The organism is Alistipes shahii WAL 8301 (assembly GCF_025145845.1).
In the GTDB taxonomy this organism is placed as follows: domain Bacteria; phylum Bacteroidota; class Bacteroidia; order Bacteroidales; family Rikenellaceae; genus Alistipes; species Alistipes shahii.
Genome location: NZ_CP102253.1, coordinates 1,421,045 through 1,440,442 on the forward strand (window position 1 = coordinate 1,421,045; position 19,398 = coordinate 1,440,442).

The window sequence follows — 19,398 nt, forward strand, 5'->3', positions numbered from 1 at the left end:
TCCGGTTTTTCTGTTGTCATTCGGTCATTCCGGCCTTGCGGAACATGATGCCCGGCAGTTCTTCGGCCAGACGGCTCATCGGAACCGACGGAGCCGGCAGGCGGCGAAGCAGTCTGGGCGGTTCGAGATGATCCTTTTCGGCCGCAGCACGCCCCGTTTGGCTTACGACAGGGCCTTCCCACGTTCCGCGCACATGATGCTTGCGCACGCAGATGCCGTCGACCTCGAACCGGTACCAGTTCTCCTTGCCTTCGTCCTCGACCTTGGTGATCGTAACCTGACCGTCGTAGAGCAGGGCGTGTCCGTCCATGTATTCGAAGATCTTGTTGTCATCTCCCCACATCGAATAAGTCTGGTGCATCCACCGGCTGCCATGCAGACCGCCGTCCAGCATAATGCCGCGCATCATGACGCCGGGTTTGATGTATGCCGGCCAGCGCTGTTCGGTCACCTCGTAGGTTCCCGGAGTGATTTCGTTCTCCTTGCCCGGCTCGGTGGTAAGTTCCACACGGACGATGTCACCGCCCGGCTCGCGATCCACGAAGTCTTCGAGATGGTCTCCTACCCATTCGATACCGATATTGATGAATTGCAGACCGCATCCGTAGGAACTGATCGGTTTGTAGCCGATGCCTTGGATATAGACCTGATCCGAAGTATAGTAATGCGCCTTTTTGATCTTCGACAGATCCATGTCGTAGTCACGCTCGAGCGTCGAGGTGCCGTCGTCATCGGACTTGTCGTCGGATGCGTCGGTGATCGGAATGACTCCGGTGTACGAGCCCTTGAGGGTAAAGCCGTCCTTCGAGGTGAGGTTGAACTCGATCTTGTATACCGGTTCTATTTTGCCGTCTTCGCCTTGGGCCGTACCGGCGGCCTCGATCTTGATGATGCCCTCCTTTCCGTAGGAAAATTGTCCGAAAGAGGTTCCGTCGTCCAACTGGACATAAGTGCCGAGCGGGAATACCAGCCCCTCCATCGGAATTTCCACGGCGGGCATCCACGACCCCCATTGGAACGAGGTGTTGACCAGATATTCGTGGGGCTTGATCACGGCTTCCTTCGGATTGCCGAACAGGTCGTTGAATACGACGAGCGCAGCGGCGAGACCGCCCTGCCCCTCCTCCGTGTCGTAGGTTTCGTCGTAAATGTTGATCTGCATCATGCCGGTACCTGCTTCGAGCATGTTGCCGTAATAGGTCGCGGTGGCGCTGAATCCGACCACTTCCACGTCGCGTCCGATCTGCGGCAGGTAGAAGCCGCCGTCCTCCGGCTGATCGACGATCTGGAGCTGTCCCTCGTAGACGATGCTCTTTTCGGAACCGTCCGTATCGACGAAACGAAGCGAAACGCTCCAGACGTCACCCTCGCGGGAGACTTTCAACGGCTCTCCCGAAACCAGCGACAACTGGGTCTTATTGCCTTCGGCGTCGATATACTGAACACCGGTATATTGGGACGTGAACGTGTGATCCTCGTTGAGCTGGCTGGCCATATATTCACCCTCGGGAAGCGTGTAGGCATCTTCGCCCGGAACCGCATAGAGGTCGGCCACGAAAAGGTAACCCGCCTCTTTGAGCGTCACCCGCCCTTTGGATACGGTATGCTCGGCATCCGTGAAGGCCATATAATAGTTGTGCGACTCCACGCCCTTGACCGGGCCGAGGTACCACGACAGCGGAACTTTATCCAGCAACACCTTGTCTGCGTCATCTCCCTCCTCCGAAGCGTCGGAATTCTTGCACAGTCCGTAATAGGCGACCGTCAGCGTTTTTCCGCCGGTTTCGATTTCGGCGGAAATACGAGCGACGCGGGCCGAGAGGAATTCGACCGAGAGAACTGCTTTCGAAGCTTCTCCGACGTTCGAGGAGTTTACGTCGATCTCCCCATAGGCGATTCCGTTGCCGGCAACCGCAAAATCGACGGCTCCGGAAGGTTGTTTGACGGTAATTTTGACGGCATCGTCGGCGATCAGCATGCCGTCCACATCCACAAGCCCTGCCGTCGGCGAGAGATAGATCGTATAGACGGAGGCAGCTTCCGAAGCATCTGCCTTTTCGCCGTTTCCGGGTGTCTCGACCGAGTAGACGGCGGATTTGATTTCCCGTACGACACCGTTGCAGATCAGGGCATTCCCGCTTTCTGGCATGTCGGGGTTGCCGGATGAAGTGGAATCGTCGTCCGAACATGAATTCAGTACGGACGCTCCTGCCATGCAAAGCATGGCCAGAAAGGATAGGTATAACTTTTTCATAGGATGAGATTTAATGAACCGGCTTCCCGGTTTGGCTTTCGGATGTGATAAGCATAATGAAATGCCATACTTAAAACAGTCGATACAATCTACAAAATGAAACCCTGGACGGATTCCAGAAAAATTACTTATCGAGTTTTCGGGATTTTATCGACTTGACACGAGAACGGCGCCAAGGAAAAATCCCCCCCCCCTCGCGATTTGACGAGGAAAGAGGATCTCTTTGTCGCAAAAATAATAAAAAGATTTTATCCTAATTAATTTTTTGTAAAAAAATCATCGGCAATTACGCTCCAAATGCATAAAAAAGTCTTGCAAAATGCGCATTTTAAGAACAGATTCGCACTTCAGACCGACGGCGAAATCGGACAGGGCAACCGCTTCGAAACTGCTCCGCCAAACCAAAAACAAGGATGGAATAAAATATACTATATAATATAAATATGATCTCTTTCCAGATGAGCGGACGAACCATTTCGGAAACAGTCGCCTCGCGCTCCAGTTCTCCGCTTTGAAAAAGATGACGGATGCGCTTCGAAACAGCAGGTATCTCCGTCCCGAAATCGGCGAAACGGTTCTCCCCGCCCCACCGTATCCCGGCGACCCAGTCCGCCCCGGACCGCCAACCCGAACCCTGCCCCGCTAATCAGGGTCCCGCCGCGTCAATCCGAAACCCGTCCCTGCGCCCCGCGGCTTCCCTGCCCGGCATCCGGCTGATTGTCCGGCCTTTTCCGCGTATGCGGCCCGACGGCTCTGGTACGCAAATTGCTCCGAGAGGAAGAAATTCCTCATACCATGAACAACTTTTCCTCACTGATCGAAAATTCGAAACAGGCCGTCCGCTACTGGTGGCTGCTGTTGATCATCGGCATCGCGCTCTTCGCGGTCGGCGTGCTGATTTTCGTCTACCCTGCCCAGAGCTACCTGGGCATGTCGCTCGTCTTCGGATGGCTGATGCTGATTTCGGGCATCCTGGAGGTCGTGCTCTCCTCGGCCAACAAACACTTCATCACGGGCCGCGGCTGGATGATGGCCGGAGGGATCATCGAGATCATCCTCGGCATCATCCTGATCTTCAACGTCGGGCTTTCGGCCGCCACGCTGCCCATCTTCCTCGGGTTCTGGCTGATGATGCGCGGTTTCAGCGCCATCGGACTGGGCGGCGACATGAGCGCCCTGGAGATCGCCGGTTCGGGCTGGACCATCTTCACGGGCGTGCTGCTGCTGCTCTGCTCGCTGTGGATTCTGTTCCAGCCGCTGGTCATCGGCACGACGGCCGTCATCGTCTGGGTCGGCATCACGCTGCTCCTGGCCGGCATCACAGCCTTCTCGCTGGCCCTCCAGCTCCGCAACGCCCACCACTGCCTCCACAGCGACCGCTGACACGTCCGGCGACGAAAAAACCGGGACGTTCCCACGAGGGAGCGTCCCGGTTTTCATCTCTCCGGCGGCATCTATTCGAAATCCTCCCGGAACAACCCGTATTTGCGGATCAGACGGGAGATTTCGGGATCGAGATTGCCGCGGAACTTCAGGCTCTCGCGCAGTTCCACCGAGCGCAGGAAATAGGTCACGGCCTGCTCCTCGTCGCCCAGACGCGACGCAAGGATGGCCAGCATGTACTGGATGTCGGGCGTCGAAGCGGCGTCCGGCTCGGCGCGCAGAATGCGGTACGCCGCGGCATCGTACCCCAGCGACATGTAGGCCAGCGCCGTATTGCGGTCCTCGTAGGGACGCAGGATCGTGAGCGCCTCCTCATACCGCCGCTTTTTGAGCAGCTCCACGGCGTGCATGTACTCGGCATCGACCTCGGTCGTGTAGACCGTATCCTGCTTCATGCCGCGGCGGTGGAGGTTGAACCGGAAATCCACGGCGCGCATCTGCGGGTAGATCACCCGGCGCATACGCTCGTAAGCCTTGGGATATTTCATCCGGATACGCCATTCGCGGGTGTCGGGATTGCCCTCCCACTTCATCATGGCCAACACCTCCTGCTTGTCGGCGATCAGCGTGTCGGCAGCTACCAGCCGGCAGAGTTCGTCCCAGTCCTCGGCCAGCCACTTCGTGCGCAGCAGGTTCGGCAGATCGGGAAGCTGCTCCCCGGCAGACCTGTCGAGCACCTGCCGTCCGTTCTCGTCGAGCGTATAGCTGCCCGACACCCGAAGCGAGTCGTACAGCGTGCGGAACTCCGACACGAGCACCCGGCGCAGCGCCTCGGCGCGTTCGCGGGCCAGCCGCTCGTTGACCTGCCAGGTTCCCTCGGGCGAAGCCGTGGCGCGGAGCGTGATGCTGTCGATGATGTAGACCGGATCGGTCATCAGGCCGCGCGTCAGCGAACGCACGGCGGCGATCTGACGGCGATTTGCGGTCAGCGTGTCCACAAGGGTCGATTTGCCCGACGGGAAGGTGAAGAAGAAGCGCGCGTTGGCCTCGGCGTCGCGCAGCACGATGCGCTGCATGTAGCGCGTCGTTTCGTCGAGGAACGTGGTCATCGAGGCCACGTTGTAGGTCAGCGTGTCCGACCGGGTGATCCTATACGTGCGGCCGCTCCGGTCCTCGACCTCCCCGGCCAGACAGAGATAGAGTTTCGACGTGTTTTCGTCGGCCTGCACCTGCTCGGTGTAATAATAGTCGATCCGCCCGTCGGGCCGGCAGATCACCGTGTCGAGCCGTGCGTCGGCATAATAGGGATGGCGCACCAGGCGCGCGAAAGCCGCAGGACTGTTCACGGCCCGCTCGTAATTGCGCCGCAGCTCTCCTTCGCGCAGCATGCCGCGCCGCACCTCCGCCGTATCGAGGGCGTTCAGCGCCGCCAGACGGTCGGCGGCATACTCCTTGCGGATGCGGTAATTCTCACGGGCGGCGCTGTCTCCGGTTTCGCGCAGCAGCCCTTCGACCTCCGGACGGCGCAGCCCCGTGTAGGCGAGCCGCCGGCCCGCCAGCGCGCGTATCCCGGCATCGTCGGCCGTATAGACCTCGCCGTAAACACGCCCCGGATTCTCCGTCAGCGAACGGATGTAAGCCTCGCGTTCACGGCCCCCGTCGACCGGGTATTCGCCCTGCACGCGGGTGTAGATCCCGCCGCCGGGCAGCACGTCGTCGCCCGTATAGGCATGCCGGTAACGCGGCGCAAAATAGTCGTTCAGATGGTCGAACTTGTCGCTGGCGTCCGGCGTGTAGGAGGTCCGTTCCCGCACCTTGCGGTCGGTCGCCGTGACGTAGCGGCGCAGCCGGGCGTACTGCCGGCGGCGCTCCCCGCGCGTCGTCCATCCCACCTGCCTGTCGAACATCGCCTCCTCGGGCGTCATCCGTTCCAGACGGGCTTCGGCGTCGGCATACTTCGTCCGCTGCTCCGCCACGCGGTCCATATAGCGGGAATAGGCTCTCTTATCGCCGAACCGCTCGAAGTAATCCGCGCTGTCGACGATCCGCCCGAGGTAGTCGTCGTAACGCGCATATTCGCGCCGCTGCATCGTCCTGAAGCGGTCGCCGCTGTAAACCAGCGGATCGAACGCCAGCGTGTCCGCCCCCTTGAGCAGCTGCGGATCGACGACCAGCTGCCAGTTCCGGGCCTGCAATTCCTGCGGGACCGACACGACGAACTCGACGTTGATCTTACCGTTGCGCTCCACCAGGTTGCGGCGGTTCGAGGCCGAAATGACCACCTCGTCGATGGCCACCGACATCATCTTCTCGCCCGACAGCGAATCGACGTCCACGGGCGTAATGAAAAGCTCCGTGCCGTCCTGCTTGCGGTAGGTAATGATCTTCTGGGTGCGGGCCGTATCGGCGGCCTGCGCCACGGGGTTCTGTGCCGACCGGGCCGGGAGGTGCACCCCCACTTCGGGATCGCTCTTGGCCAGTTTGCGGATATTTCCGCACCCGGTCAGGAATGCGCCCGCGGCAAGAACGGCCGCCGCATACCCCATCCATTCGCGCTGTTTCATCATCCGGGCAGGCATTTACTTGCGGGAAACGTCCACCGCACCGTTCACATCGACCGTAAAGACCCGCCTGACGCCGCCGGGCGAGGTCTGAACCTGGCGCAGCACCAGCGTGGCGCCGGCCATCCAGCTCTCGTAGGGCACCTTCATCTCGTAACGGAACACCTGATCGGTCTTTTTATCGGCATTGATCGTCATATAGGGCTGCCGCTCGGCCCAGTAGGCGCCGGAAAGACGGCGGCGACGCTCCTGCATGTGCTGCTGATAGCGGCCGTTGATGAGGATGTGGGGAAAGAGTTTCACCGACTTGCGGTCGGGGGTGCTCAGCTCGGGCAGGATCGTCCAGCTCTGCGAGCGGGTCACGGCCTTGCGCGACACCGATATTTCCAGCACCATGTGCAGCTCGCCGCCGCGTTCGGCCAGCACCTTGCGCGTCACGGCGACATCGCCCACGATCTGGGCGCGGAGCGAAAGCGCCGCAACGAGAAATACGAAAAGGAAGCAGTATTTTTTCATGGGACGCATCGTTTATTTCTTGGAGTTGAACAGGTAGACGAACGTTACGCCGATCTCGGTGGGGATCGGCAGGAAACGCTTGGAGTCGACGTAGGAACTGCGCTTCGGGCCGCTGACCGGCTCGGCATGGTAGCTCAGGCGGGCCAGTCCGGCGCCGGCCGAAAGTTCGAGGTTCCAGTGGGGGCTGACGTAAAACTGGTAACCGATGCTGATGCCTGCGCCGACGAACGAACCTTTGTAATAGTTGGTCTGCAACCCCTTGAATACCTTGTCGCCGATGAACGGAAGCTTGAAGCCGCCGACCTCGAACTTGCCGCCGATGGCGTGCACCCCGAAAAAGAGGCGCGTATACTTCTCGGTCACCCAGTAACGGTACTCGGGGCGGATGAACCAATGCTGGATCTTATTGTCCGAACCGATGGTCCAGGGGTTGTAGTTGGCCGAGAATCCCAGCGTGGAATGCTTCCCGACGGCCACCTCGGCCCCGACATTCGGAGTCGCGGCAGCCCAGTAAAGCAGATTGGTCTTCACAGCCACCTGCTGCGCCGACGCTCCGGCCCAGCAGCACACGGCCAAAAGAAGCGCCGGAAGGATCTTCTTATTCATATTCATAGACACACAAATTGATTCGTGTTTGCACATGTCCGAACCGGCCCAAAAGTCTGTTCCCGTCGCCATTTCAGACAATTAACGGTGCAAAATTGGACATAAAACACAAAAACACACGTATCATATATAGCACGCCGAACCTTAAAACACCGAAACGTCCAGGCCCGGAACCGCGGCGTCCGGGCACCTGCACGCGGTTTATTTGGCTTTTCGGCGGAAAATCAGTAATTTTCGCACCTAAAACGCCCTGACGATGTTGAAATTAACGATTGCAGCACTTGCGGCCATGCTGCTGACCGCATGCGGAAGTCCGGAAAAACGGACCGAAAAGCAACAGGAAAAAACGATTTTGTGCGGCGGCTATACCGGGCAGCGGCCTCTCGAAGCGTCCGATCGCGAACTGTTCCGCCGGGCGACGACCGGCATGACCGGCGTAAGCTACACCCCGGAGAGCGTCGCCACGCAGGTCGTGGCGGGAACCAACTACCGCTTCATCTGCACGGCGAAAACCACGACGCCCGGCCTCGAAACCTACGAGGCCGAAATCATCGTCTTCCAGCCGCTGCCGGGGCAGGGCGAGGCGAAAATCGCGAAGATCACGCGGTTGTAGCCCCTCCGGCAGCTCTCTGCAAATACTCCTGCAGGATGAGCGCATGGTTCTCCGCCGCATTTTTCGAGGCGTAGAGTAGCGTCACCGTGTCCACACCTTCGATTCCGCGGACGAACTCCCGCACGGCCTGCGACGCACGCAGCTCGTCGGTGTACCGGCGGCGGAACTCCTCCCAGCGGTCCCCGGGGTCGGCGTGATACCAGCTGCGCAGTCCGGCCGAAGGCGCAAGGTCCCTGGCCCAGACGTCGCAATGCAGGGCGTCTCTGCGTACGCCCCGCGGCCAGAGCCTGTCGACCAGCACGCGGCAGCCGTCGTCCGGCGCCGGCGCTTCGTAAACCCGTTTGATCCGTATCCGTGTCATGGGATTATTCCAAAAAAGGTGAAAAGTTCGATCTGACTCTCTTCCGGGGCTCTCAAACGAACGGCCCGCACTCCCCAACCGGGTATGTCGGACGGGCGATCGACAAACCCGACACCCTTTGCGGCAAGGGCTTCACAGGCATAAAAACGGAAACACTTGCCGTAGTCCCAGACCCGCAAGCTTGCGTTACTCAATTTCATAGTCGGTCAATTTTAGAGACGAGGAACAAAAAGCGGGCCTGAAAGCCCTAAAATGAAGGGCGCCTCCCGGCGCCCTTCCCCATCAAAAATTAACCCTTAAAAATTATCCCCTTTTCGGAAGACTTCCGAGAGATAGTGGTGCAGATAACATAAATCAGCGTCACCTTGTATCACTTCCCGCATCATCAAGTCTTCGTCCTCGGAGATGCCGTTGTCTGAAACCTCGTTTTTGTCAATATCCTCCATAGGCTTTGGTTTTAACTTGCTTGCATTTATATAACGCAACCCATTCGGGAATATTGTGCGGGGTCAGCTCAAGATCAGATTTTTTTCTTTGATCATCCGCCGCAGGTTGATCAGCGCATAGCGCATGCGCCCCAGCGCCGTGTTGATGCTCACGTCGGTCTGTTCGGCGATCTCCTTGAAGCTCAAGCCCGAGAAGTAACGCATGATCACCACCTCGCGCTGCTCGGAGGGCAGCAGTTCGACCAGCGCGCGCACGTCGCGTTCGATCTGCTCGCAGACCATCGAATCCTCAACCGTACGCTCGGACAACTTCAGCGTCCCGAGCACGTCGTAGCCGGCTTCGGCCTCGCTCACGGATTTGTTCTGCCGCTGTGCGCGGAAGTGGTCGATCACCTGGTTGTGCGCGATGCGCAGAATCCACGAAAGGAACTTTCCGTTATCGGTATAACGGCCTTCGTCGATCACACGGACGGCTTTGATAAACGTCTCCTGGAAAATGTCATCGGCCACATCACAGTCCTTGACCATCATGTGGATGTAGTCCTTCACCCTGCGGCTATGGCGTTCGATGAGTTTGGATATGGCACTACGGTCACCTGAAAGGTAGTGATTAAGCAATACCTGGTCACTTAATACTTGCACGTTCATACTCTTGTCTCCTAATTAGTTACTAAGAGTAGATTTCTTTCCCGATAGGCGATCCTTTTTTAGTTGTCTGATGTCGTTACAATTCCTTGTTCGGGCCTTGAAAACATCGGAATTTTCGGAGGCTTTACGTTGACAAGATAAGCACTTTTTCCGAAAATACCAAATTTTTCTACTCCGCCGGCAATATTCCGGCACATTTTTTCCGCCCAAAACAAACAAAATCCGTGCCAGAAACATCCCGTATGCGGACAAAATGAAGGCCCGCGCCTCCGGCGAACCGGCAAAAGCGGCCGATGAGATTCCGCCCGGCCGCGCCCCGCTATTTCAGCGGCTCCACATGAATGGCGATCATCGTGCCCTCGCCGAAGCGGGCGCGCAGGCGGCGTTCGATGTCGACCGTCAGGGCGTGGGAGCGCGCCACGGTCATCGCCCCGTCCATGCGGACGTGCACTTCGACGGCAATCGCGGCCCCGATGCGGCGGGTCCGCAGGTTGTGCGGCTGACACACCTCGGGATCGGCCGTCACGATGCGCAGAATCTCCTCCTCCACATCGGCCGGAAGCGAACGCTCCAGCAGCTCGTTCAGCCCCGTGCGGACCAGATCGAAGGCCACCTTGAAGATGAACACCGCCACGACGAGCGCCGCGATGGGGTCGGCGATACGCCACTTCTGGCCCAGAAAATAGGCGCAGGCGATGCCGACGAGCGTCCCCAGCGACGACAGGGCGTCGCTGCGGTGGTGCCAGGCATTGGCCACGACGCTCGGGCTGTCGACCGCACGGCCTTCACGGACGGTGTAGCGGTAGAGAATCTCCTTGACGACGATCGACACCCCAGCCGCCACGAGGGCCACCAGCCCCGGCCGGGGCAGCAGTCCGCCGTCGACCACGATGCGGATGTCGCGGATGCTGCCGGCGAGAATCCCGGCCCCCACGATCCCCAGCGCGAGGCTTATGATGATCGTGGCGAGGGTTTCGTACTTCCCGTGGCCGTAATCGTGGCCGTCGTCCCGGGGCTTGGCGGAAATCCGCGCGAAGGCGATCACCACCACATCCGTCGCCAGGTCGGAGAACGAATGGACGGCATCGGCCACCATCGCTCCGCTCCGCCCGACGATTCCGGCGGCAAGTTTCAGCACAGACAGCACCAGGTTGACCACGAACCCCACAAAGGTCACGCGGTAGATTTTACGTTTCCGGATTTCCGCTTCGCTGGACATAGGCTCAAAAGATTGAAATTCAAAAATACGCTTTTTTTTCGATTATCACGAAACTGAATTTAACCGAAATGCGGCTCCAAGCTATTTTTGATTTCAGAGGAGCAGGTTTGCGCTTAACCGAAGTGCGGCGCAGATGGGTAGTACTTCGGTACGTCCCATTTGCGCCACACGAGAGCAAGTGCAAAAATGCCCTATAAAATCGAAAATCAATAGCTGCGGGCGAACAGCACCCGACGATGCGACGGCCTGCCGGAGAAGACGCAGACACCCTCTTCGTCGACTGCATCGACCGGAATGCAGCGGATCGTGGCCTTCGTGGCCTCCTTGATCGCCACCTCGGTCTCCACCGTGCCGTCCCAGTGCGCCGAAAGGAAGCCCCCCTTCTCGTCGAGCACCCGCTTGAACTCCTCCCACGTGTCGACCTTCGTAATCATCGACTCGCGGTAGGCGAGCGCCTTTTTATAGATGTTTTCCTGAATCTCGGCCATCAGCCCCTCGATACGTTCCACAAGCCCCTCCTGCGAAATGGTCTGCTTCTCAAGCGTGTCGCGGCGCACCAGCTCGATCGTGCCGTTCTCCAGATCGCGTCCGCCCATGGCCAGCCGCACGGGCACGCCCTTGAGTTCGTACTCGGCGAACTTGAATCCCGGACGCACGTTGTCCCGGTCGTCGATCTTCACGCTGATGCCTTTGTCGCGCAGCTCTGCGGCAATCGCCCCGAAGCGTGCGCAGATCTCGGCGAGCTGCTCGGGGGTCTTGTAGATCGGCACCATCACCACCTGGATCGGGGCGAGTTTCGGAGGCAGGACCAGACCGTTGTTGTCCGAATGGGCCATGATCAGCGCACCCATCAGACGGGTCGAGACGCCCCACGAGGTCGCCCACACGTATTCGAGCTTGCCCTCCTTGTTGACGTACTGCACGTCGAACGCCTTGGCGAAGTTCTGGCCCAGGAAGTGCGACGTACCGCTTTGCAGCGCCTTGCCGTCCTGCATCAGCGCCTCGATGGTGAGCGTGTCCTCGGCGCCCGCGAAACGCTCGTTGGGCGACTTGTGGCCCACGACCACGGGCAGCGACATCCACTCCTCGGCGAATTTCCGGTAAACGCGGATCATCTTTTCGGCCTCCTCGACAGCCTCCTCGCGCGTGGCGTGCGCCGTGTGGCCCTCCTGCCACAGGAACTCGGCCGTACGCAGGAACAGGCGCGTGCGCATCTCCCAGCGCACGACGTTGGCCCACTGGTTGCAGAGGATCGGCAGGTCGCGGTAGGACTGAATCCAGTTCTTATAGGTGTTCCAGATGATCGTCTCCGACGTCGGGCGCACGATCAGCTCCTCTTCGAGCTTGGCGTCGGGATCGACCACGACGCCCTTGCCCTCGGGATCGTTCTTCAGACGGTAGTGCGTCACCACGGCGCACTCCTTGGCAAATCCCTCGACATGGTGGGCCTCCTTCGAGAAGAAGGATTTGGGGATGAAGAGCGGGAAATAGGCGTTCTGGTGTCCCGTATCCTTGAACATCTTGTCCAGCGCAGCCTGCATCTTCTCCCAGATGGCGTAGCCGTAGGGTTTGATGACCATACATCCGCGGACGGCGGAGTTCTCCGCAAGTCCCGCCTTCACGACCAGGTCGTTATACCACTGCGAGTAGTTCTCGTCGGACTTCGTGAGATCTTTCAGTTCCTTTGCCATATCTCTAAATCTTTAATTTTGCGTTTTATCCGGCAAAATTAAAGATTTTAATTAAAAATTAAGAATTAAAATCAAGAATTATGGATACCATCTGAAAAAAGCTCCCTTTGCAGAGAGCTTTTCTGAAAATCGCCGACAGATCAGAAGCGGAATCCGAGCGTCAGCGCCACGTTGTGACGGTTGATGTCGGTCGAATAGAGGGCGCTCTCGGTGTACCCGACCTTGTCCTCGGCATAGAACAGGTAGTAGTCCGACAGTTTCGACGACACGTACTGATAGGCCAGGTCGAGCAGCACGCCCCGGGACAGGACGAATCCCACGCCTGCGCCGTAATAGGTCGTCTGCTTGATGACGGGCGATGCCGGCGGAAACTCATCGTCCCGGACCATCGAACCGCTGTAACCGAAGCCCGCACGCAGCGACAGCACCGGCAGGGGTTTGAACTCGGCGCCCACACGCACGATGTTCGAAGCCTTGAAATTCTGGCGGAACGAATCGTTGTACCACGACTGCGAATCCAGCCCCGAGGGGTTGTCCTTGATGCGGATTCCGTTGTACCAGTCGCGCTCGTAGTCGACCGAAATCACGCCCCGCTCGCCGAACGTGTACGACGCGCCGAACATCAGCCGCGTCGGCGAGACGAACGACCAGCCGTTGGGGCCGTCGTCGACCAGCAGCGGCGAGGTCATGTTGGGATCGTTCGCCGTGGAAATGTATCCATTCTTGTCGGGCGTCACGTTCGGATCGGTATCGTTGTTGGCATAGGCCAGTCCGGCCGCCGCGCTCTGGAATTTCCGGTCGAGCGAATAGTAGGTCGGAGTGTGGATCGCCGCGCCGAGACGCAAGTTCGCCGTCGGACGATAGACGATGCCCGCCTTGAAGTTGACGCCCGTGCCGTCCACGATCACGCTCTGGTTGAGTTTCCAGCGCAGCAGCTGATAGTCCAGCCCGGAATTTCCGAAATCGGGCGTGTTCTGGCTCGGCGCATCGTAGAAATACTCCTCGACATAGTCGATGTACTTGCGCTGGTAGACGCTCTGGATGCCCAGCGACGCACCGATGTAGATTTTATTGTTGATATTGGCGCCCACCGACAGCACATACTCGCCGATCGAGCCTTTGCTCCGCAGCATCGTGTAGTGGTCGACGCCCGCATTGTTCCCGACCCATGTCGGTTTCCACGTCCCGGGATCGTCGGGATCGGTCTGGTCGATCAGAAACCCGCGGTAAGCCAGCATCGCATTCCAATACTGGGGATCGTTCGGCCAAACCCAGTCGCCCGAACCGCCGTTCGTATAAAATTTGTTTTTCGAGACTCCATCCCAGTTCAGCTGACGCGCATAGGCGTCGCCGATCGTGCCGCCCTGGTTCTGCCGCACGAACCCATAGTCGTAGTTGAAATCGGCGATGCGGTTGTAGCCGAAGCCGACATTGAGGCTGATGAGCGAGCGCGAACCCTCGTAAGCGTTGATCACGACACCGATGTTGGCCATCGAAAAGCGGTCGCGCGAATTGCACCCGTACTCCGGGGCGTTGCCCTTGCTGCGCGCGAAGGACATCATCGGCGTGATCGAAATGTCGCCGTGGCGGTACATGCCCAGACCCGCCGGGTTGATCGACATCGACGAGAGGTCGGCGCCCAGCGAGGTGAAAGCCCCCGCCATGGCCATGGCGCGCGCCGTGCCGAAGTTGAACTGCGTCTGCGAGAGTTCGATCATATCGGTCGGCATCAGCAGGTCCTTGTCCATCAGAAGTCCGCCCCATTGCTGAGCCGAAGCCCCGGCCGCCGTCGCGGCTGCCGCAAGCGTGATTATCAGTCGTTTCATAGTCGTTTGCACATTAAGAAAGTCAACCGTTAACGTCCGCCGGAGTTCCGGTAGCTGCCTCCCGAAGAGGTCGTACCCGACCCGCCGCGCGAACCTCCGCCGTAACTGCCGCCCGACGAAGGCGAACTGCCGCGGTTGTAGGACGACGAACTGCCGCGGTTATAGCTGTTGCCCCGGTCGTAGGTGTTGCCGCCGGAGTTGCGGTAGCCGTTATCGTTGTACCGGCTGCCTCCGCGCGACGAGCTGCCCGAATTATAGCGTCCTCCGGACGAGTTCCGCCCGCCGCTGTTGTCGCGCACGCCGAAGGTGTTCCGGCCGCCGCTGCTGCCGCCGCGCATCGACCCGGTCGATTTCGAACCGGAATACGATCCCACGCCGTAGCGGGTTCCCGAAGGCGACGTGTAGGGATTGGGCCGGCGCACGATGTTCGACTGATAAGGCCGTCCGTGCCAGCCCGGCCCCCATCCGGGAACATGATGATGCCCGTGCCATCCGGGCCCCCAGCCCCAGCCCGGTCCGTACCAGGGGTCGTACCACGAACTGTACCACGGTCCCCAACCGGGTCCGTACCAGGGATTGTGCCACGAGTTCCACCCGAAGCTCCAGCCCCAGCTGCCGAACGAGAAGCTCGGGCCCCAGGGCCTGTTCCACCCGTAGTACCACGGATCGGAGTAGATCACCGTGCCCCACGATCCGAACATCGAGGTGATGTACTTGGGTTCCACCCACACCTGGTCGCCCATGACCACGATGTTGTAAAACGCCGGGTCGTAGGCCGACACGTAGTTGAAGGCCGAACCGTAGCGGGCATTGATGTAGCTCGACGGCATCTTGTAGGTCGGCGACTCGAATCCGCGCAGGCGACGCGCGTAAGCGCTTTCATAGTCGTCGGCCAACACGCTCTCGTAAGGATTTGCGTCCGCAGAGCGGTATTCGTAATAGCTATTCTCCGCGGCAGCGGCCTTCGCCTCGGCGATCCGCGCCTCCCATTCGGCCCTGCGGGCTTCGGCGGCAGCGCGCTGCGCCTCGGCCTCGGCCTGCTTCCTGCGGGAGATCTCCGCGCGGTCATGCACGGCGTAGAGATCGTCGGAAGCATACCCCGCCGAGGCGTAGTAAGCCGACGAGCAGCTTGCGAGGCCTGCGGACAGGATGACGGTTCCGAATAAAATTTTCAACTTTTTCATAGCGCACGTAATGTTTGCGTTAGTTCTTCAGGTACCAAACGAAAACCGTACCGATTTTAGTATCGTTCTTCTTTATAAACGGCCGCGCACGGAAAATACTGCATGCGCGAAGCGGGTCCGTCCGTTTGCAAAGATACGAACCGGCGAAAGCAAAAGCAAACTTGCCTGCATTTTGCCGCGCGGGCGTATCTTCTGACGAAGTCAAAGATACGAATAATTCCGGAAAAGCGGCAGAAACAGGGCCTCCGGAGGCGTTTTTTCAACCAAATGTGATTTTTTCCGCACGAAAATGTGCGAAAATAAAAAATATGCCTATATTTGCAGTCCCAAAACAACGGTTTTGGATCGGGAGAACGGGGCAAGCCCTCCTCCCGCGACCGAAAAGGAGAGGTGCCGGAGTGGTCGATCGGGCCGCACTCGAAATGCGGTGTACGGGCAACTGTACCGGGGGTTCGAATCCCTCTCTCTCCGCAAAGGGGGTTTGACAAAAAACCCATAATCCCTGTAAGTAGCTCACTTACAGGGATTTTTGTTTTTCAGGGTCGGACAAATACACCCCCTTGCGGAAGCTCTTCGGCAGGCAATTCGGTGGCATGACCATCCGCCCCGGATTCTGCCACCGCAGAAAGGTTCTTATTCGCTGATTCGCTGCGTTTTGCATACTCCAAAATTGCACACGGTGGCGTAAATTTACAACCCGTTAACACATGGAGTATATGAATCGACAAAAAAGTACTTTTCGGATCTCGTTCTACGTGCGTCGGACGAGACCCAACAAGCACGGGGAGGTCCCCGTGTGCGTCCGCATCACGGTCAACGGCCAGCGCGCCGACACCACCATCCGCAAGAGCATCCTCCCCGATCAGTGGGACGCCATCCGCGGCCAGGCCTCGCCCCGCACCACGCTCGGCAAGGCCATCAACCTCTACATCGACACCGTACGGGCCCGCATCATCCGCATCCACCGCGACCTGGAGATGGACGAGCAGCCCTTCACGGCCCAGCAGGTGCTGGACCTCTACCTCGGCCGCAAGACCTCGAACCGCCACACGCTCTTCGAGCTCTTCCGCGAGCACAACGACAAATGCCACCAGCTGGTGGGCATCGATCTGGCCGCTGCCACCGCCGAGCGCTACGAGACCTGCATGAAGCTCACGCAGGAGTTCATGCGCCACACCTACCACCGCGACGACCTCTATCTGGACGAGGTCGACCGCCGTTTCGTCGAGGAGTTCGAGTTCTACCTGAAGACCCACCGCGGCTGCTGCCACAACACGGCGACGAAGTACCTCAAGAACTTCAAGAAGATCACCCGCATTGCGCTGGCCCGCGAGTGGATGCAGCGCGACCCCTTCGCCGAGATCCGCTTCTCGCTGCAGCCCGTCAAGCGCGAGATGCCCGAAAAGGCGGAGATCGAGCGGCTGATGCACAAGGAGATCGACATCCCGCGGCTGGCCCAGACGCGCGACCTCTTCATCTTCTGCTGCTTCACGGGGCTCGCCTTCTCGGACATCAAGCAGCTCGCACCCGAGCACATCGTCACCGACATGCAGGGCCACCGCTGGATCCGCAAGCCGCGCCAGAAGACCGGCAACATGTGCAACATCCCGCTGCTGGAGATCCCCGCGCGGATTCTGCAGCGCTACCGCACGGATCCCGAGTGCGTGGCGCACAACGTGCTGCTGCCCGTGTCGAGCAACCAGAAGATGAACGCCTACCTGAAGGAGCTGGCCGACATCTGCGGCATCCGCAAACAGCTGACGACCCATTGCGCAAGGCACTTCTTCGCCACCTACACGCTGGCCAACGGCGTCTCGATCGAGAGCGTCGCCAAGATGCTCGGCCACTCCGACACGAAGATGACGCGTCACTACGCCAAGGTGCTCGACCAGACCATTCTGCGCGAGATGAACGCCCTGCCCGCCGACCTGTAATGCCGACGGCGATGGAGAGCGTTTTCACGGGGTCGATTACGATCGACGGGGAGCAGGTCACGGTCCGCCGCACGGCCGGGGGCGAGGTGTGGCTCACGCAGTTGGAAATAGCCCGGCTGTTCGGGATCTTCGAGGCGGCCGTGCGGGCCAATATCCGGGCGATCTACCGCTCGGAGGCACTGCGCAGGGGCCGCACGCTGCGGATCGTTCACGGCGTGGAGTTGTATAGTCTGGAGATGATCGCGGCGCTGGCCTTCCGGCTGCGGAGCCTCGAAAGCGAGGCCTTCCGCCGCTGGCTGCTCCGACCCGCCGGGCCCGAGATCCGGCTCGTGGCAATCGCCGGCGAGGAGCCGGTCTGCTGACCGGTGGCGCCACGACGGAGGGTCCGGAATCCGGAGCCGGCGCCCCTCCCGAGGAGTCTCTATGCATACCAGCGGACGCTGTCTCCCGTTGCGGAGGCGGCGTCCGTTTTGTTTGGCCGGGCACCCGGCGGCGGGGATGCCCGCACCGAGGATCGGGGCCCGCTCCCTTGCGTCGGGATCAAGGGGTTTTCCCGCGCCGGAGGCGGTCGGCGGCGCATTTTGAAATATGCCCAAACGACAAAAATATGCTCATTCGACAATTGCAGAAAATGCCCATTCGACAAAAATGTGCGATTCTGACAAATTCAGCACATCGGGGTGTTCGGAGCCTCGGATTTCTCGATTTTTTCACCTACCTTTAGTCTGTCCATGCACCTTCGGACGCACTGCCTCGGACAAAAATTTCCAACACCCCATATACCACACAGGAGCAGAAACCCTTTCCAACCGGTCTGTCTGGAGCCCGGCAATGGCAATGAGCCGCCCATACCGAAGACAAAAACCGCACATACAAACTCAATATAGAATTAAGTATACCTATGAAATCATTTTACCTGCTGACACTCGCTGCCGCCGTTGCCCTTGCCGCCTGCAGCAACGACGACTCAACCCCCGATCCCAATCCGAGCCCCGCGGATACCGGACTCGTCATCGAACAGACCGAGTACACGCTCGATGCCCTGGACAACCGCTCTGCAACCCTCACCTTCTCCGCTTCGGCCGACTGGACGCTCACCGTCACCGGCGAAGACGCGGATTGGCTGACCGTCACGCCCGCAAGCGGCACGGCCGGCAGCCAGACCGTCGAACTGGCGGCCCGAAGGAATTTCAGCGAGGCGGAACGCATAGTCCGTCTCGAAATCTCCTGCGGCAAGCAACCCGCGCCGGTAACCGTCACCCAGCACATGACCGACATCTCGGATTTCACCGACCGGTTCGCCCCGTCGTTCGCCCGCGGATTGCAGGAGATGGGCCATATCTACGATGCGGGAAAGATCTCGCGACAAGATATGGAATATCTGGCCAATGTGATCAAGTTGGACGATTTGAGCGAGTATACCGAACCCTTGACCTCCCTGCAAGGGATCGAGTATTTCGAGTCGCTGCGAAAACTGGATTGCTCCGATACGGACCTGACCGAGCTGGTTATCCGCAATAATCCGACACTGATCGAGTTGCATTGCAGCTCGGATCCGATCACCTCGCTGGATGTCAGCGGATGTACGGCATTGAAGACGCTCACCTGCTACAACAGTGAGTTGGCATCGCTGAATGTCTCCGGCTGTACGTCGTTGCAGGAGATAATGGCCTACAGGGCCCAATTAACGTCATTGGATGTCAGCGGTTGCTCGTCGCTGCAGTACCTGGACTGCAATGAGAACGGGTTGACGTCGCTGAAGCTCAGCGGCAGCTCGCCGCTGCAGCACCTATCTTGCAATAAAAACGGGTTAACGGCGCTGAGTCTCAGCGGCTGTACGTCGCTGACAGAAGTGGACTGCACCGACAACCAGTTGACGGAGTTGGATTTCAGCGGTTGCACATCATTGATCATCCTGAGTTGCTACAACAATCAGTTAACGACACTGAATCTCAGCAATTGTACGTCGCTGATGGGGCTGGCCAGCGACAGCAATCAGCTGCCGTCGCTGGATATCAGCACTTGTACGAAGTTGCGGACATTGATGTGCGAGAACAATCCCGGCGACGGAGTTTCAACCTTCCCGATCACAGCCTGGTTCGACAACTCGAACATACTGTCCCGTCCTGAAAAAGGTTTACAGTGATTGATAATTA

At 59.2% G+C, this 19,398-nt stretch carries 17 protein-coding genes and 1 tRNA gene; 6 read left to right on the top strand and 12 right to left on the bottom strand.

The genetic code is table 11. The annotated features are described in order from the left end of the window. Positions 1-16 precede the first annotated feature (16 nt). Positions 17-2,254 (bottom strand): hypothetical protein, encoded by a 2,238-nt coding sequence (locus tag NQ492_RS06115; protein WP_044054356.1) that lies wholly within the window; start codon positions 2,252-2,254, stop codon positions 17-19. A gap of 795 nt (positions 2,255-3,049) precedes the next feature. Between NQ492_RS06115 and NQ492_RS06120 the strand changes: the two genes are divergently transcribed. Beyond that, positions 3,050-3,637 carry an HdeD family acid-resistance protein gene (locus NQ492_RS06120; RefSeq protein ID WP_015547134.1) on the top strand — a complete coding sequence of 196 codons (588 nt, stop codon included), beginning with the start codon at positions 3,050-3,052 and terminating at the stop codon, positions 3,635-3,637. 71 nt (positions 3,638-3,708) lie between these two features. Here NQ492_RS06120 and NQ492_RS06125 read toward each other — a convergent pair whose 3' ends face one another. From NQ492_RS06125 to NQ492_RS06135, 3 genes are read right to left on the bottom strand one after another with little or no spacing between them, the layout of a single operon-like run. Then, a complete protein-coding gene (locus NQ492_RS06125; RefSeq protein WP_050794772.1) occupies positions 3,709-6,204 on the bottom strand; it encodes a PDDEXK family nuclease in 2,496 nt (831 codons plus the stop codon). A gap of 12 nt (positions 6,205-6,216) precedes the next feature. Beyond that, a complete protein-coding gene (locus tag NQ492_RS06130; protein WP_044054354.1) occupies positions 6,217-6,714 on the bottom strand; it encodes a DUF3868 domain-containing protein in 498 nt (165 codons plus the stop codon). 12 nt (positions 6,715-6,726) lie between these two features. After that, positions 6,727-7,320 carry a DUF3575 domain-containing protein gene (locus tag NQ492_RS06135; protein WP_044054779.1) on the bottom strand — a complete coding sequence of 198 codons (594 nt, stop codon included), beginning with the start codon at positions 7,318-7,320 and terminating at the stop codon, positions 6,727-6,729. A 256-nt stretch (positions 7,321-7,576) separates the two neighbouring features. Here NQ492_RS06135 and NQ492_RS06140 point away from each other — a divergent pair, with 256 nt between their 5' ends. Then, positions 7,577-7,933 (top strand): cystatin family protein, encoded by a 357-nt coding sequence (locus NQ492_RS06140; protein ID WP_022061555.1) that lies wholly within the window; start codon positions 7,577-7,579, stop codon positions 7,931-7,933. On the opposite strand, the gene NQ492_RS06145 is transcribed toward NQ492_RS06140, so the two are convergent. The 8 genes from NQ492_RS06145 to NQ492_RS06180 form a co-directional block, all read right to left on the bottom strand. Further along, positions 7,920-8,294: a DUF488 domain-containing protein gene (locus NQ492_RS06145; RefSeq protein ID WP_015547129.1), complete on the bottom strand. Its 375-nt coding sequence runs from the start codon at positions 8,292-8,294 to the stop codon at positions 7,920-7,922. The genes NQ492_RS06140 and NQ492_RS06145 overlap by 14 nt on opposite strands. Beyond that, positions 8,291-8,494: a VOC family protein gene (locus tag NQ492_RS06150; protein WP_015547128.1), complete on the bottom strand. Its 204-nt coding sequence runs from the start codon at positions 8,492-8,494 to the stop codon at positions 8,291-8,293. The genes NQ492_RS06145 and NQ492_RS06150 overlap by 4 nt, the downstream gene beginning before the upstream one ends. A gap of 96 nt (positions 8,495-8,590) precedes the next feature. After that, the gene (locus NQ492_RS06155) at positions 8,591-8,740 is read right to left on the bottom strand and encodes a hypothetical protein (RefSeq protein WP_015547127.1); all 150 of its coding nucleotides are present in this window, start codon (positions 8,738-8,740) and stop codon (positions 8,591-8,593) included. A gap of 63 nt (positions 8,741-8,803) precedes the next feature. After that, complete coding sequence (locus NQ492_RS06160; RefSeq protein WP_044054352.1) at positions 8,804-9,388, bottom strand: RNA polymerase sigma factor; 585 nt, start codon at positions 9,386-9,388, stop codon at positions 8,804-8,806. Positions 9,389-9,707: 319 nt separating this feature from the next. Continuing rightward, positions 9,708-10,607: a cation diffusion facilitator family transporter gene (locus NQ492_RS06165; RefSeq protein WP_015547126.1), complete on the bottom strand. Its 900-nt coding sequence runs from the start codon at positions 10,605-10,607 to the stop codon at positions 9,708-9,710. 206 nt (positions 10,608-10,813) lie between these two features. Beyond that, positions 10,814-12,298 carry a proline--tRNA ligase gene (gene proS / locus NQ492_RS06170; protein ID WP_015547125.1) on the bottom strand — a complete coding sequence of 495 codons (1,485 nt, stop codon included), beginning with the start codon at positions 12,296-12,298 and terminating at the stop codon, positions 10,814-10,816. Positions 12,299-12,438: 140 nt separating this feature from the next. Beyond that, positions 12,439-14,124 (bottom strand): OmpP1/FadL family transporter, encoded by a 1,686-nt coding sequence (locus tag NQ492_RS06175; protein WP_015547124.1) that lies wholly within the window; start codon positions 14,122-14,124, stop codon positions 12,439-12,441. Between the two features lie 29 nt (positions 14,125-14,153). Further along, the gene (locus NQ492_RS06180; protein ID WP_015547123.1) at positions 14,154-15,308 is read right to left on the bottom strand and encodes a hypothetical protein; all 1,155 of its coding nucleotides are present in this window, start codon (positions 15,306-15,308) and stop codon (positions 14,154-14,156) included. A 384-nt stretch (positions 15,309-15,692) separates the two neighbouring features. Between NQ492_RS06180 and NQ492_RS06185 the strand changes: the two genes are divergently transcribed. From NQ492_RS06185 to NQ492_RS06200, 4 genes are all read left to right on the top strand, one after another. Beyond that, positions 15,693-15,779, top strand: a tRNA-Ser gene (locus tag NQ492_RS06185). Between the two features lie 245 nt (positions 15,780-16,024). Continuing rightward, positions 16,025-17,242 carry a site-specific integrase gene (locus NQ492_RS06190; RefSeq protein ID WP_044054777.1) on the top strand — a complete coding sequence of 406 codons (1,218 nt, stop codon included), beginning with the start codon at positions 16,025-16,027 and terminating at the stop codon, positions 17,240-17,242. A gap of 11 nt (positions 17,243-17,253) precedes the next feature. Next, positions 17,254-17,604, top strand: a complete 351-nt coding sequence (locus tag NQ492_RS06195) for a hypothetical protein (RefSeq protein ID WP_050794816.1) — start codon at positions 17,254-17,256, stop codon at positions 17,602-17,604. A 539-nt stretch (positions 17,605-18,143) separates the two neighbouring features. Further along, positions 18,144-19,388 (top strand): leucine-rich repeat domain-containing protein, encoded by a 1,245-nt coding sequence (locus NQ492_RS06200; protein ID WP_259873954.1) that lies wholly within the window; start codon positions 18,144-18,146, stop codon positions 19,386-19,388. Positions 19,389-19,398: the final 10 nt, after the last annotated feature.

Coding starts and splice junctions, on each gene's coding strand:
- NQ492_RS06200 (WP_259873954.1), top strand. CDS start 18,144: ATGAAATCATTTTACCTGCTGACACTCGCTGCCGCCGTTGCCCTTGCC.
- NQ492_RS06120 (WP_015547134.1), top strand. CDS start 3,050: ATGAACAACTTTTCCTCACTGATCGAAAATTCGAAACAGGCCGTCCGC.
- NQ492_RS06140 (WP_022061555.1), top strand. CDS start 7,577: ATGTTGAAATTAACGATTGCAGCACTTGCGGCCATGCTGCTGACCGCA.
- NQ492_RS06180 (WP_015547123.1), bottom strand. CDS start 15,308: ATGAAAAAGTTGAAAATTTTATTCGGAACCGTCATCCTGTCCGCAGGC.
- NQ492_RS06195 (WP_050794816.1), top strand. CDS start 17,254: ATGGAGAGCGTTTTCACGGGGTCGATTACGATCGACGGGGAGCAGGTC.
- NQ492_RS06150 (WP_015547128.1), bottom strand. CDS start 8,494: ATGAAATTGAGTAACGCAAGCTTGCGGGTCTGGGACTACGGCAAGTGT.
- NQ492_RS06130 (WP_044054354.1), bottom strand. CDS start 6,714: ATGAAAAAATACTGCTTCCTTTTCGTATTTCTCGTTGCGGCGCTTTCG.
- NQ492_RS06135 (WP_044054779.1), bottom strand. CDS start 7,320: ATGAATAAGAAGATCCTTCCGGCGCTTCTTTTGGCCGTGTGCTGCTGG.
- NQ492_RS06175 (WP_015547124.1), bottom strand. CDS start 14,124: ATGAAACGACTGATAATCACGCTTGCGGCAGCCGCGACGGCGGCCGGG.
- NQ492_RS06145 (WP_015547129.1), bottom strand. CDS start 8,294: ATGACACGGATACGGATCAAACGGGTTTACGAAGCGCCGGCGCCGGAC.
- NQ492_RS06125 (WP_050794772.1), bottom strand. CDS start 6,204: ATGATGAAACAGCGCGAATGGATGGGGTATGCGGCGGCCGTTCTTGCC.
- proS (WP_015547125.1), bottom strand. CDS start 12,298: ATGGCAAAGGAACTGAAAGATCTCACGAAGTCCGACGAGAACTACTCG.
- NQ492_RS06155 (WP_015547127.1), bottom strand. CDS start 8,740: ATGGAGGATATTGACAAAAACGAGGTTTCAGACAACGGCATCTCCGAG.
- NQ492_RS06165 (WP_015547126.1), bottom strand. CDS start 10,607: ATGTCCAGCGAAGCGGAAATCCGGAAACGTAAAATCTACCGCGTGACC.
- NQ492_RS06115 (WP_044054356.1), bottom strand. CDS start 2,254: ATGAAAAAGTTATACCTATCCTTTCTGGCCATGCTTTGCATGGCAGGA.
- NQ492_RS06160 (WP_044054352.1), bottom strand. CDS start 9,388: ATGAACGTGCAAGTATTAAGTGACCAGGTATTGCTTAATCACTACCTT.
- NQ492_RS06190 (WP_044054777.1), top strand. CDS start 16,025: ATGAATCGACAAAAAAGTACTTTTCGGATCTCGTTCTACGTGCGTCGG.